The sequence below is a fragment of the Bacillus sp. LQ01 genome, from assembly GCF_057624735.1.
The window spans coordinates 1,054,222-1,068,221 of the sequence record NZ_JBYEZL010000002.1 but is presented as its reverse complement, the minus strand read 5'-3'; the positions used below and the strand labels follow the sequence as shown (position 1 = coordinate 1,068,221).

Sequence of the window (14,000 nt, the reverse complement as noted above, 5' to 3'; positions counted from 1 at the left end):
TATAAAATTTATAGGTACAAATTTTATATGTATGATTATATCTTATGTTTTTATTTTTTTCTATTATAAAAGTACAATTTATATTGTTGGTTATTGGAAAAGAAAAAGAAGCGATATATTTTATCGCTTCTTACTCTCATCATCTTTATTCTTTTATTAATGACTTATTCGCTCTTATAACTTCTTGATACAATAATGGTGACCACTTTTCATTTATGTAGTCTTGAATTACCCAGCCCACTCTCAAAGGATTCTTTTGTTTTATATAGTTTGCAATTTCAGGATTTATATAAGAGGCATAGTAATATGGACTATTCCATGCTGTACCACCAGAAGACAAGCTTGTAAAATTAATATATAGATGATTTAAATCCTCGCTATTGTTCATCGTTTCATCCATCGTATCTTTAATAGATTTTACTTTCTCATCATAGCTCACTTTATATTTATCTTGTACTGTTACATTTGCATTTTGGTTTACAGTTGTGGTAAACGTCTCATTATCTGGCCAATAAAAATTATTATATCCTCCAGGTTCATTACTACCACTATATCTTTTTAGTAGTACAATTTTCCCACGAGCATCTCCAAGCTTTATATTTCCTTCTGTTTTTAAAAAAATAGGATTAACAAAATATTTTTTTTCAAACGTGCTACTAAATGAATCTTCTGCCCCTTTCATATCCTCATACTCTTTTTTTAAAGACATAATAATTGTTTCACTCGGGTTATCTTTTAAAAATTGTTTCGCTTCATTTATGAATTCATGCAGTGTTACGTAAAGATATAATGGCCCATGATGAAGAACTATCGTATTATCATCTGTTAAACGTCCTCTTATATCAAAAATGCGAGCTCCATGGTCCATTTGATAGCGAAAATCATATTCTTGCGTCATTCCCCATACTTGCTTAATCGGATTTTGCAACTTGAACGTCCCACTATCGTGTGTTCCTGGAATTGAAATTCGTGCTAACGGGATATTATCAGGTATAGGTTGCATCCATTTTGACAAATTTTCAAACTCATTAACAGAGCTAGCTGCAACTACTCTCTTATCATGTAAAGCAAATACAAATGTGATAAATATTGTACTACATATGAATAATTTCAAAATTAACTTCTTATTGCTCATTATTATCCCTCTCTCTTTCTGTTTTTATATCAAACTTATTGAATATAATATAAGCTAGCTCAGAAAAAATAAATAACATTTCATCAATATGAAATATTGCATAGAAGTAAAGTTAAAAAATCATTCACATATACTAAATTAGAAAAATTTAAAGGAACTTCATCTGAAGTTCCTTTTACTTATTTTATGTTCAATACGTATGAACCATTTTTATTCTCATATTTATAGACGTATAAATAATATTTACCTGGCTTTGCATTATAAGTTCCTTTAACTACATTGCCTTCATTTTCACCATATGCTACATAGTTATTTAAATCTGATTCATGATGAAGTACCCATGTCATTCCAATATTTTGTTCATTTAGTAGAGAAATATTAATATTTTCCGGCGAATCAATTTGGAAAGTAAATACATCTACTCTATCACTATTATGTAGCGTTCCTTTCACCGGTGTATGAAAGTTAACTTTATTTGCCTGTCTAGGCTCATTATTTGGTTCATTTTCTGTTACTTGTAATTCATTCCCACCGTTTGGTTTTCTTTGTTCATAGCCTAAGTTTGCTAGTATAGACTTCAAATCTGGTAAAACACCAATTTTATCTGCATATGGATCTTTAGATTTTGTTCCTGTGCTCTGGTTACTTAATATTGCTCTTAGTTCACTAGGTCTATATGGTTGTCCTAAATTTTCTTTAGCAATGCTTTGTACTAAAGTCGCTGCCCCAGCAATAATTGGCGAAGCACTAGATGTTCCGCTAAAGCTTGAAGTATAAAGATTTACAGCACTTCTACTTTGCTCGGCTGTAGTTGTATCTACATTTTCTCCCCATCCGTACACATCAATACGGCTTCCATAATTCGAAAACCACATACGTTCATGAGGGAAAGATGAAGAGCCAGCTCCTACCATAATTGCACCCGAATCTTTAAAATCTTTACTATTACGATTTAAGACTTGCTTACCTTTTCTATCTTTGAACTGGTCTAAATCATTCCACCCATTTGCTCCGGCCTCTATAATTACAATCCCTTTATCTGTACCAGCACGAATTGCATCAAAGATATCTGGTTGTACTTCAACAGGTAAATATTTATCACCATATCCATCGAAAGATGCTTGTGCCTCTAACAATAAAACATCCCCAGCTTCTAACTGATTTACAGCGCTTAATATTGCATCAGCCGTATTATAGTGTCCATTATCTCTTATTTGAGAGATAACCTTTGCTTTCGCTTTTGGCGCAATCCCAATATTCCCAACTTCATTGTCCTCAGAGGATACAATTCCTAGTACAGACGTCCCATGACCGACATGCTGATCTATATTTCTTCCAGACATTAACTCAATTTTTTGATGTAATAAATCCTCATGATTTAATAACCATCCGTATTCCATATCAACAAAAGTGATACCATTTCCATTACCGCCTTGAATTCCCCAGGCGAAAGGCGCATTAATACCGTATGGGGCCGCTTCAAGATAACCTTGTTTTTTAAATCTAGGATTGTTACTAGGATTAAGAGCTACACTTGATGATTGCACTTCAGGTGGCATTATTTTCTCTTGTTTCTTCATATACGCATCTTCTATTAAAGACGATGCCTTTAACTTATCTACTATTTCTTCTTCATACCCACTATTTTGATTTTGAAGAATATAGTAGTTTAATAAACTTGTAGATACATGATTAGGTGCTTTCACTTCAAGGTTTTGTATTTGTTCCGGGCTTACAGATGTGAATAAACGAGTAAATGTTGCATCTGGATATTCTGTCAAAAGATCTTTTATTACTTTATCATTCGTTTGAGATTGTATTTGTTTTTCAATACCATCTTCATATGGCAAATCCAAATCCGCTTTAAATTTCACAATAATTTGCTTATCTGTTTCTTGTTCTATCCCTGATTTAATCTGCTGTTCTATAGAATCAGCATGTACACTATTAATAGTACCTCCTGTTCCTAAAAGTGTTGTAATGATTACAGTTGACGCACACATTTTTTGAAATATTTTCATTACATTAATCCTCCTATTAATAATTAATCATTATATTAATCTATAATGATTTTATTTCTATAACATATTCCCTTTCTACTAAATAGATTATAGTAATCAGAAATATGAACTTCAATGTATTTTCATATGCAATATTTCATATTCGGACTCTACACTACACGAATATGAAACTTATAGTGATTATTTATTTTATATGTGCTTATATACTTACATTAATATATTACGCATATATACATTCAAACTACATTACTTAATAGTTTCACCTTAATTTTTTGTTAGGAGGATTTACAATGAAATTACTAAAACTAAAACATATAATCCCTTTATCTGCAGCTGCAATTACATTCGTATGTAGTCAAAGCACAGCTGAAGCTTCTACCATTCATACAGTAAAAAAGAACGATACACTTTGGGGCATTAGTAAACAATACGGAGTTTCAATACAATCCATTAAACAGGCTAATAATAAAGGAAACGATCAAACCTTTATTGGCGAACAGTTACATATTCCAGGGTCCGTGAAATCAAATGAAATCACTGTTCCTCAAAACGCCAAGCCTGCGAACATTTCTGGACAAATTATTTATCAAGTACAACCGGGAGATTCATTAGAAACGATAGCAAGGCGTTACAATGTCACTGTCCAATCTATAAAACAAATTAACAATACAGTCGGAAACAAGCTTTATACAGGACAACATTTAAAAATCAACTCAAGCATTTCACAAAAAGAAAAAGACTTAATGGCACGCTTAGTTACCGCTGAAGCAGGTGGCGAATCCTATAAAGGAAAAGTAGCAGTAGCGAAAGTTATACTAAATCGTGTAAATGCAAAAGGTTTTCCAAATACAATAACAGGCGTTATTTATGAACCTATTAAATACGGATATGCATTTACTCCTGTTACAGATGGAAGAATTAATCAGCCTGCAAGCGCAGAAGCAAAAATGGCTGTAGAAGAGGCTATCTCCACAAATGGAGTACATTCTGACTGGCTTTATTTCTACAATCCAAAAACATCAACAGACAAGTGGATTACGACACGTCAGACAGTAGCAGTAATTGGTAATCATGTGTTTGCTAAATAAGATTTAAAATCATTAACAGACCTCTTCACTTAAAAGGTCTGTTTTTTTCTATGTAAGATGTTATTAATCATATGACATAGTTATTTTTTAAACTATTTCTTCTTTCAAATAAAAATTTTTGTATTTACTCCACCACTCGTAGAAATTAATAAAGCATCAAGTTCAAAAACTCCCACTTTATTAATAAAAGCTATTTCTTAACTTCATAAAATTGTTATACACTAGAAAAATAAAAAACAAACTATTCGTTAGCAGGTGGAAGAATATGTATGATGTTACAATTATCGGCGCTGGAGTAAGTAGCATTTTTATGGCTTATTCACTAGCTAAAAGTAACAAAAAAGTTTTAATTCTTGATAAAGGTAAAGCGCTAGAAGATCGCCATTGTCCTTTAGACGAAGGAAAAGTGTGTAATTGTACTACATGTGATAAATATTTCGGGTTTGGTGGTTTAGGAAAATCTGAAGGGAAATTTAATTATACAAACGGATTTGGCGGAGAACTTGAGAAAAAAGTCGGTAAAGAGGGTTTTATACAACTCATGGCTGAAGTAGATGAAATTCTATGTCAGTTTGGTGGAAGTTCGGTTTCAAAATATTCTACTGAAAATTCAAGTCTCACTAAGAGAGCTGAAGCGTGTGGTTTACAAATGCTAACAACAGAAGTAAGACATCTTGGTACTACACTTTCCAGTAACATTTTTCAGCAGCTCTATGAATTTTTACTGACGAAAATAAAGATCCAATTTCATATAGATGTACAACATATTCTGAAACAGGAAGATCATTTTACAATAGAGACAAATCAAGGAACAGTTCAAACTAAGCAACTTGTATTTGCAACTGGGCGCTCTGGGGCCGATTGGTTAAAAGAAATATGCAGTTCCCTAAATATTTCTCAGGAGCAAACACGTGTAGATTTAGGAATTAGAGTAGAAATGAAAGAACATCAATTACGTTCTATATTAAAAGATACTTTTGAAACAAAACTTTCTTATCAAGGTGAGCATTTCACAGCAACTACTTACTGTATGAATCCACAAGGCCGCATCATTCGAAAGTACGAAGAAGGTTTAGTTATGCCTGACGGTCAAAATTTTCGGGAACAAGGAACTGGCACTTCTAACTTAAATTTCACTTTATTTATTCCTCGCTATTTTCCAACTCTCAAAGAAGCAAATGCATACGCAAGTTCAATTATTGAAGGCATTAACCAAGGACGAGATCGGATTGTTATACAGCGCTTAGAGGACTTACTAAAGAAACAACCTACGGTGGAAAACAGCATGGAGCATAATCGTATACAGCCTACACTACAGGGGGATTATGGAGATTTGAATCAAGAAATCCCTCAATTATATATTGAAGGGCTCAAAGAATTTTTATTACGTTTAGAACAATTTATACAAGAGCCTATCGATCAACATACTTTACTATATGGAATTGATGGAAAATTCTATGCTCCTACGATAAAAATTAATAATCATTTTGAAACTAGTATACATGGGCTATTTTTAATTGGAGATTGTTCAGGCATTACGCATTCATTATCTCAAGCAGCTGCAAGTGGTCTGTATGTTGGAAAGTACTTATCTGACATTTAATTTCTATCATTAAAATGTCAGTCAAATATTTTCAATTTCAAAACACTTTACTTATATATAGTAAAATTATATTAATAAAACCCCTATCCTTCCCTGCTAATAATTAACCGACAAAAAATCGGGATTTTACAAAATACATATGTAATATAACTGTATATTTAAAACGATTGGCATTCAATTCTAATAAATTGAATGTCAACAGTTTTAAAAGTCTCTATCCATTTTCACTTTTATTTGTTCGATATTTTGTAACATCATCATAGTGTTTAATATGGTAGGATGTCTATAAGTCAATTTCACTACAACTATGACTTTTTCTGCCTGTTTCTCAAAAAAGAGTTATATTTATGCTACTACGCTTTAAAAATCCCCATTGTATATATATGAATACTTCAAATTATTCCCTTTAGAAAACAAAGTCTAAATGGTTCATTACAGTCTAATAGTTATAAAAACATAATATATAACTTTAGTTAAATAAATTATATAAAGAAGGTGTAAAAATGAAGAACAAAATAAATTTACAAATGCAAAATATAAGTTTTGTTATAATAATGGCTTTAGCAGTATGGTTAAAAACATATCTTATTACGCGATTCAGTTTTGATTTAAAAATCGAGTCTTCAACGCAAGAGCTTATTTTGTTTATTAGCCCTCTAGCCGCATCATTAGCATTTGTTGGATTAGCATTATTTGCAACTGGTGAAAAGCGAAATTATATAGCGCTCTGTATTAATTTCTTATTAACAATCGTGCTTGTTGGAAATGTAATGTTCTATGATTTTTATAGTGATTTCGTTACATTACCAGTACTTGGACAAACCTCAAACTTTGGCCAATTAGGCGGCAGTATTATAGAAATATTAAACTACAAAATTATACTCGCATTCGTAGACATTGTTTTCTTCTTTATTTTATTAAAAAAGAAATCATTGGTCTTTAAAACAGAACGTGTAACTCATTCTACGCGCTTGTTATACTTTCTTTTAACAATTGGTGTATTCTTTGCGAATCTACATCTTGCAGAAAAAGAGCGCCCCGAATTATTAACGAGATCATTCGACCGAGTCATGCTTGTCAAAAATTTAGGCTTATATACTCACCAAGTATATGACTTAACACTGCAAGTAAAAGCTGGGTCACAAAAAGCACTTGCTGATAGTAGTAAATTACAAGAAACTGAAAACTACGTAAAAGCAAATCAAAGCGAGCCAAACCCTAATATGTTTGGTGCAGCGAAAGGAAAAAACGTAATTGTCGTCACTCTTGAATCCTTGCAGACCTTCTTAATAGGCGCATCAGTGAACGGGCAAGAAGTTACACCATTCCTAAATGAATTCATAAATGAAAGTTATTACTTTGATAACTTTTTCCATCAAACTGGTCAAGGGAAAACATCCGATTCAGAATTTCTAATCGATACGTCGTTGTATCCATTAAATCGAGGAGCTGTATTCTTCACACACGGTAACAATGATTATACTGCAACTCCAGAAATTTTACGTCAACAAGGTTATTTCACTTCTGTATTTCACGCGAATAACGCAACATTTTGGAATCGTAATATTATGTACTCCGCTCTTGGTTATGACCGTTACTATAATGAACTTGATTACAAAATCACACCAGAAACAAATTTAAATTGGGGATTAAAAGATATCGAATACTTTGATCAATCAGTAGATATATTAAAAACTGTTAATCAACCATTCTATGCTCGTTTCCTTACTTTAACAAACCATTATCCATTTACGTATGATGAAGATACAAAATTCATTGAACCATACAACTCTGGTAATGGCGTATTTGATCGTTACATCGTAACAGCACGTTACTTAGACGAATCCATTAAAAAATTTATTGAACGTCTAAAGGCCGAGGGGCTTTACGATAATTCTATTATTGTATTATACGGTGATCATTATGGAATTTCCGAAAAACATAATCGTGCAATGGCACAGTTTTTAGAAAAAGATCAAATAACAGAATTTGATACTTTAAATTTACAACGTACACCTTTATATATTCATATTCCTGGACAAACAGAAGGTCAAACTATTTCAAAGCCTACGGGACAAATCGATATGAAACCTACGATTCTAAATTTATTAGGTGTTGATTCTACGAATGATATCCGTTTTGGCCATGATATGTTTTCAGATGAATATACTGGCTTTGTTGTTTTACGTGATGGTAGCTTCGTTACAGATAAGTATGCATACAAAAACAACACTTTCTACGACCGTATAACAGGTGAAATTGTAGATTTACCAAAAAAAGAAGCTCAAGCCCTCATTAAACGTGCACAAAATGAATTACGAATGTCTGACAAAATTATTGAAGGCGATTTATTACGTTTCTCAGAAAGCAATAAAATTAAAACTGGCGAAGTACAAACTAAAATTAAAGAAATAGAAAAATAATCTATATGAAAAAGGAGCAACTTATTACAGTTGCTCCTTTTTACTTTTATTCTACACTTGTTTCTAAAGCTACATCTGTATAGGTATTATCATTACCTATATTTAAAATTACTTCACATTGACGCAATCTCAATTCAAAGAGCATGATAGAATCATGATAAACTTCAGGATTTGATTTCATTTTATGTAACATCTCTTGTTTTTCTTGTATTTCTAATTGCGTATTTTCTACAGCTTGCTTTAAGGAGTTAAATGGATTCCTAAAGAATATATGAATATCCCTCTCTTGTGTGTTTTCAAACAGCTCAAATTGCAAGAAAAATTTCTTCATAATAGAAGCCGTTACTTCAGTATAATCTTCATTTTCTACATACTGTTTATATTTGTTATATAGCATAGATTTATTTTTAGGAAGAACTCCAAATAATTTACCGGCACTTTTTAGTAAAAATTGTGCTGGCGTAAATCGACGTAAAATATTTACTTCATCCATTTGTATTCTAGTCGTCATCCTGTCAGTATCTCTGCGCCAGTCATCAAGCACTTTAAAGTCACATTCTAACTGTATTTTATTTTCTCCAAATAGTGAATTAAGCCCTTCACTAAGTTCTTCTAAATACGTTTGACTTTGAAGAAGCTCATTATTAGAAGTTGCAATCCAATTTTGCATAGAAAGAGCAAGATTAGGTAATACAGTTTGTTCTAAATATTTATGCACTCTTTCATTCATTGCTTTATTTAGTTCCGTATCCATGTGCCCGAAATCACTTTCTTCACTAATTAAATTAGAACAGCTCTTTAATATCTTCGGAATATTTTCGGTAAGATCATTTGTAATTTCAGTCTTCATTGAACGATATGATTGTGTAATGAAATGAATTTTTTCCCTTTCAAATGCAGTAAGGTTATTAATGCTACCGTTTAGTTTCACTAGCATATCTTCATTCCAATTAATAGCATCCACTAGATTGTTTTCTTTCTCAACACGTTTATCCAAAAGATATGTAATTGTTTTTCGAATGAAATATAATAACTTTTCAGTACGTTCTGCATCTATATGTTTATGATTAAAGTTAAAATGAATAAACTCAGTTAAATCATTTAATTGTTGACTACTTGTATATAACGAAGAATAAGGGAAAATTCTCGCATGCGGGAAATATGTGTTTATTCTCGTTGCCGTATCATGTAATACCCTTTTCACTTCTGCTTCACTGTAAATGTTATCGATTTTATTTAGTAAGAAATGAATTTGTAAATTTGGCGTATGTTCTTGAATACTTAATAGAATGTCACGTTCTTTATCAGTAAAAGGTGAATCCGCATTCAATACGAATAGTAATTCGTCTACAGAATTTAAATATTCGAATATTTCATCTCTAGTGTCGTTATTCCTATTAAAGCCAGGTGTCACTACAAATGTAAGTTTATTTTCATTTAAAAATCTGCATGGTAATTTAAATTCAACACACGCTCTATCTCTATATGTTTGATGGTGCTGAGACATCATATTATGGTAATCAGAGACATCTTCCGTTGTTGTAATTGCTGAGTCTGTTATAGCGTTTATTTCTATATGAGCATCATTTTTTAAAACTACTACATTTGAAATTGATTTTTCTAATATATTTTCTCCTAATATAGAGTTAATAAATGTAGTTTTTCCGTTCCCTGAAGTTCCCGTTACTAAAATACGATTTGTTCTTAAATCTGCGAGCTCGTCAACTAACCATTTAAATCGGTGACCTATTTCTATATTCTGCTTTTGTGCCCACTGTGTAATAGATTCAAAAAGGTGTAAGCTGTACTCTAAGCCATTTACATGATTAATAGAATGTGACAGTAAGTTTTCCGCATGTTCTATATTTGCTGAATCTATTTTGGAAGGGAAAATCTCATCCCATGCCAATACAGCTGCAGATGGAAATACAGCATAAGATGGATTGACTACCTTTAACCAGTTTGCTAACAGATTTGGTATGATATCGTCTAATTGTCTAAGCGTATATTGACCTTGAATTAATGTAAAGTACGTTTCTTCGTAAAGAGCAGAAACTTTGTTCCATATATCGGACGAATGTATTTCAATATGTAAGAAAAATTCATTTATTGTATTAAGCCATAATAAATAATTTGGTTCATCTTTATAACTGTTCCAAAGTGATGAAACCATTTGTGTAAATTGTACTTGATCTACATTATTTAATGTAGCTAATGCATCATAAAAATAGTCTGGTGAAATATGTTTAGTAAACCCTTTATCGATATATCCTTTTAACACCTCAAACCACGGATACGACTCTATTCGAATTAACTCATTCACAGCAAGCTCTACTGCACTATCAAAATCTTGCTGTTCCTCATAAAAGGAACGGGCAATTTTTGTGACGTTCGGATAATCAGGATTTAAAGAAACTGCTTCTTTAATAACACCGAAAGCTGAATCAAAATTATTTTGCTCAATGTAAAGAGAAAGTAATTGTAATCTAATTTCGGTCATCAATATTTTATTATCAGTAGTAATGGAAGTATAAATATTTTCAGCATATGGTAATTGATTAAGTTCGAAATAAGCATCCGCAATATTTTTTTGTGCCCATGGTGCTAATTCATTACTAACCTTCTCCCATTTAAAAATAGCTGCTTCAAAATCTTGATGACGATAATAAAATTCACCTTGTGCAAAACGAATATAAGACCCATCAGAAATCTCATTTTTTTCTTCGTTTACATAAGCTTGTCCAAGTACGTCAAGAGTTGGTTTTGTTTCATTCTCCATTAGGAACGTTTCATAATACATCTTTTTTATTAATTGTTTTTCTAATCTCATCTTTTCCCCCACTATATCTTGAAAATAAATTTTTAAGATATGTCAATGCTTTTTGTATGTATGCTTTTTATCTTAACAAAGAATATCTTTTGGAAAATTTCATTTTCCTTTCATTTTTCAAGTTAGATTGAATTTTTATGAGAAAAGTTTCAGTTTTTTTTCAATTCCCTTTCAGTTATGAAACAGCATTAAATGTTCCTAATAACCTAATAACACTATAATATTCCACATTATATTATCAGGAAAACCCCATATAAACCATATTATAAAAACAATCTATAATGAATTTATATGCACAATTCACTGTGCTGTTAAACAAAAAAATAACAATAGGAGCCAACATCTATTCATACCATTTCTTTCTCAAATTGTTTTCCTTTAAAATGTTTCATTAGTTATGTAATTAAATTCCATTAACCTATATAAATAACTAGTCCAAAAAATATCTATATGCATATCATGTTATAGTAAAGAATTTAGGAGATCCTAAAAGGAGGCATTTTCATGTTTGAAGATAAATCTAAAATAAATTACCCATATGAATTTACTGAAACTACAACAGTTCCTCTAAAGAACCCCATTGACAAAAAATTCAAGAACGGCACAGGTACACATAACTTCCCAATTAAGAAGCACTATAAAGAGCAAGTTCTATACACTGAAAAAATTAATAATAATAAAAATAAGTAATTGTATAGATCCTTATGACAATTAGCTAAATAAGAAGCAACATTTGGCCATGATAGTTATTTAGTTAGTAATGATACAATTCATGCACCTTTTAAAAAGTGCTGTATACAGCGCTTTTTTATACATAGATAAATTTAAGTTAACGCAACCAAGAAATACAATACAAAATTACTCCACCATATTCTCGTTTAACAATTAAATCTACATATTAAAAGGGAGCAACAGTAAATGTTGCTCCCTTTTGAAATGTAATCTATTCACTCTACATAACCCTCTTAAACATCTTCTCCAACTCATAAGTAGAATGATGCACAAGAATTGGTCTTCCGTGCGGGCATGTGTACGGGTTTGTTGTTGTACGTAGTTCTTCCAGTAAAGCAAATATTTGATCGTTCGTTAAGTATTGATTCGCTTTAATGGATGCTTTACAGCTCATCATGATGGCTGCTTCTTCACGTAACTTTTTAATATCAACTTTTTTTAGTTTAACAACTTGCTCCATCATTTCATCGATGATTTCTGTTTCTTGCCCTTTCGGGAACCATGTTGGATGCGAGCGGACGATAAAGGATTGATGGCCGAATTGTTCTAAAAATAGCCCGACTTTTTTTAGTTCTTCTAACTGCTCTTCGACACGTAAAAATTCAGTAAGAGATAAATCAATACGGTACGGTACAAGTAACTCTTGTACTTCTTGCGCTACTCTTCCTACTTTATCACGGAAGTATTCATAATTAATACGTTCCTGCGCGGCATGCTGGTCAATCATATATAAGCCTTTATCATTTTGAGCGAAAATATATGTTCCATGCATTTGTCCAATTGGATAAAGCGGTGGTAAATCATTCCCGTTCATCTCAATCTCTTTTATTTCCCGAACTTCTTCTTCTAATTCCTCTAGTTCAAAGTCCTCTTCATTACTGTCCCACGATTTCTCTTCTTGAATTGGTTCTTCGATTATCGGTTTAGTGGATGGTAGCCAACTTTGTTCTTCTCTCACGAGCGACTGTGGTGGTTGCCATTCTTGCTTCGGTGGTTGCCAAAGCTGCGCTGGCTGTTTCACAGTCAGCGGTTCTTCTTGCTTTTCATCCATGCCAGTCGGTAAAACGATGTCCGGCATAGATGGTTCTTTCGGCTTCGCATGCTCAAACTGGAACTGTTCTTGCACACTTTCGTCTTTTTCTTTTTTCTTCGTTGTTACACCTGCATCTGGAATAAGCTGTATTTTTTTAAATGCAGCTTGCAATGTTTCTTCGATCAGCTTTAGCAATTCTTGTTCTTTACTAAAACGAACTTCTAACTTCGCTGGATGTACGTTAACGTCAACTAGCATTGGATCCATTTCAATCGATAAGAAACCAATTGGATACCGGCCAACTGGCAGTAATGTATGGTATCCTTGCTGAATTGCTTTCATTAATACAAAGTTTCGAACGTAACGACCATTTACAATCGTTGACATATAATTACGAGATGCTCTCGTTACTTCTGGTAATGTTACATAGCCTTTAATTGTAAAGTCTAAAGATTCTGCTTCAATTGGAACAAGCTTCTTCGCAACTTGAATACTGTAAATCGATGCAAGTACTTGTCTTACATCACCGTTACCTGACGTATGAAGCAATTTCTTTTCATTATGAAATAGTTTTAACGATACCTCTGGATGTGACATTGCAATACGATACACGATATCTGTAATATTTCCGAGCTCTGTATGAATGGTTTTCATATATTTAAGACGCGCTGGTGTATTAAAGAATAAGTTTTTTACTGTAATATCTGTTCCTTTTCGGCTCGCAGTCTTCTTTTGCTTTATAATGTCTCCACCTTTAATAATAAGGTGTGTACCAGGTGCATCACCTGTGCTAGTAATTAATTCTAATTCACTAACTGAGGCAATACTTGGCAATGCCTCACCGCGGAAACCGAGTGTTCTTATGCGGAACAGATCGTTTTCATCTTTAATTTTACTCGTTGCATGGCGTTCAAAAGCGACGATACAGTCTTCTTCTGCAATACCATCACCATTATCAATGATACGAATTTTCGATAACCCAGCTTCTTCTAAGTGGATTTCAATAGATGTACTATTCGCATCGATAGAATTTTCCACAAGTTCTTTTACGACTGAAGCAGGGCGCTCTACTACTTCCCCTGCCGCAATTAAGTTAGAGAGTTGGTCATCGAGTTTGCGAATTTTCCCCATCTAC

General features: G+C 32.5%; 8 protein-coding genes. 4 read left to right on the top strand and 4 right to left on the bottom strand.

Annotation, left to right across the window (positions count from 1 at the left end; all coding sequences use genetic code 11):
• Positions 1-145: 145 nt before the first annotated feature.
• Positions 146-1,135 (bottom strand): phosphatidylinositol diacylglycerol-lyase, encoded by a 990-nt coding sequence (gene plcA / locus AC22L0_RS17940; RefSeq protein WP_087967651.1) that lies wholly within the window; start codon positions 1,133-1,135, stop codon positions 146-148.
• A 179-nt stretch (positions 1,136-1,314) separates the two neighbouring features.
• Entirely contained in the window at positions 1,315-3,156 is a 1,842-nt protein-coding gene (locus tag AC22L0_RS17935) for a S8 family peptidase (protein WP_087967649.1), read from the bottom strand.
• A 290-nt stretch (positions 3,157-3,446) separates the two neighbouring features.
• Here AC22L0_RS17935 and AC22L0_RS17930 point away from each other — a divergent pair, with 290 nt between their 5' ends.
• The 3 genes from AC22L0_RS17930 to AC22L0_RS17920 all read left to right on the top strand — a co-directional run bounded on the left by AC22L0_RS17930 (position 3,447) and on the right by AC22L0_RS17920 (position 8,270).
• Positions 3,447-4,244 carry a cell wall hydrolase gene (locus tag AC22L0_RS17930; RefSeq protein WP_000771174.1) on the top strand — a complete coding sequence of 266 codons (798 nt, stop codon included), beginning with the start codon at positions 3,447-3,449 and terminating at the stop codon, positions 4,242-4,244.
• A 265-nt stretch (positions 4,245-4,509) separates the two neighbouring features.
• Positions 4,510-5,847 (top strand): NAD(P)/FAD-dependent oxidoreductase, encoded by a 1,338-nt coding sequence (locus tag AC22L0_RS17925; protein WP_087967647.1) that lies wholly within the window; start codon positions 4,510-4,512, stop codon positions 5,845-5,847.
• A 503-nt stretch (positions 5,848-6,350) separates the two neighbouring features.
• A complete protein-coding gene (locus tag AC22L0_RS17920) occupies positions 6,351-8,270 on the top strand; it encodes an LTA synthase family protein (protein ID WP_087967645.1) in 1,920 nt (639 codons plus the stop codon).
• Positions 8,271-8,316: 46 nt separating this feature from the next.
• Here the strand turns inward: AC22L0_RS17920 and AC22L0_RS17915 are convergent, their stop codons facing one another.
• On the bottom strand, positions 8,317-11,100 hold the full coding sequence (locus AC22L0_RS17915) for a dynamin family protein (RefSeq protein ID WP_087967643.1): 2,784 nt from the start codon (positions 11,098-11,100) through the stop codon (positions 8,317-8,319).
• A 504-nt stretch (positions 11,101-11,604) separates the two neighbouring features.
• Between AC22L0_RS17915 and AC22L0_RS17910 the strand changes: the two genes are divergently transcribed.
• Positions 11,605-11,790, top strand: a complete 186-nt coding sequence (locus tag AC22L0_RS17910; protein WP_000461138.1) for a hypothetical protein — start codon at positions 11,605-11,607, stop codon at positions 11,788-11,790.
• A 262-nt stretch (positions 11,791-12,052) separates the two neighbouring features.
• On the opposite strand, the gene mutL is transcribed toward AC22L0_RS17910, so the two are convergent.
• On the bottom strand, positions 12,053-13,996 hold the full coding sequence (gene mutL, locus AC22L0_RS17905) for a DNA mismatch repair endonuclease MutL (protein ID WP_087967639.1): 1,944 nt from the start codon (positions 13,994-13,996) through the stop codon (positions 12,053-12,055).
• Between the last annotated feature and the right edge of the window lie 4 nt (positions 13,997-14,000).

Bases quoted from the DNA above. Each gene is read 5' to 3' on its own strand.
- mutL (WP_087967639.1), bottom strand. From the start codon at position 13,996: ATGGGGAAAATTCGCAAACTCGATGACCAACTCTCTAACTTAATTGCG.
- AC22L0_RS17915 (WP_087967643.1), bottom strand. From the start codon at position 11,100: ATGAGATTAGAAAAACAATTAATAAAAAAGATGTATTATGAAACGTTC.
- AC22L0_RS17920 (WP_087967645.1), top strand. From the start codon at position 6,351: ATGAAGAACAAAATAAATTTACAAATGCAAAATATAAGTTTTGTTATA.
- AC22L0_RS17935 (WP_087967649.1), bottom strand. From the start codon at position 3,156: ATGAAAATATTTCAAAAAATGTGTGCGTCAACTGTAATCATTACAACA.
- AC22L0_RS17930 (WP_000771174.1), top strand. From the start codon at position 3,447: ATGAAATTACTAAAACTAAAACATATAATCCCTTTATCTGCAGCTGCA.
- AC22L0_RS17910 (WP_000461138.1), top strand. From the start codon at position 11,605: ATGTTTGAAGATAAATCTAAAATAAATTACCCATATGAATTTACTGAA.
- AC22L0_RS17925 (WP_087967647.1), top strand. From the start codon at position 4,510: ATGTATGATGTTACAATTATCGGCGCTGGAGTAAGTAGCATTTTTATG.
- plcA (WP_087967651.1), bottom strand. From the start codon at position 1,135: ATGAGCAATAAGAAGTTAATTTTGAAATTATTCATATGTAGTACAATA.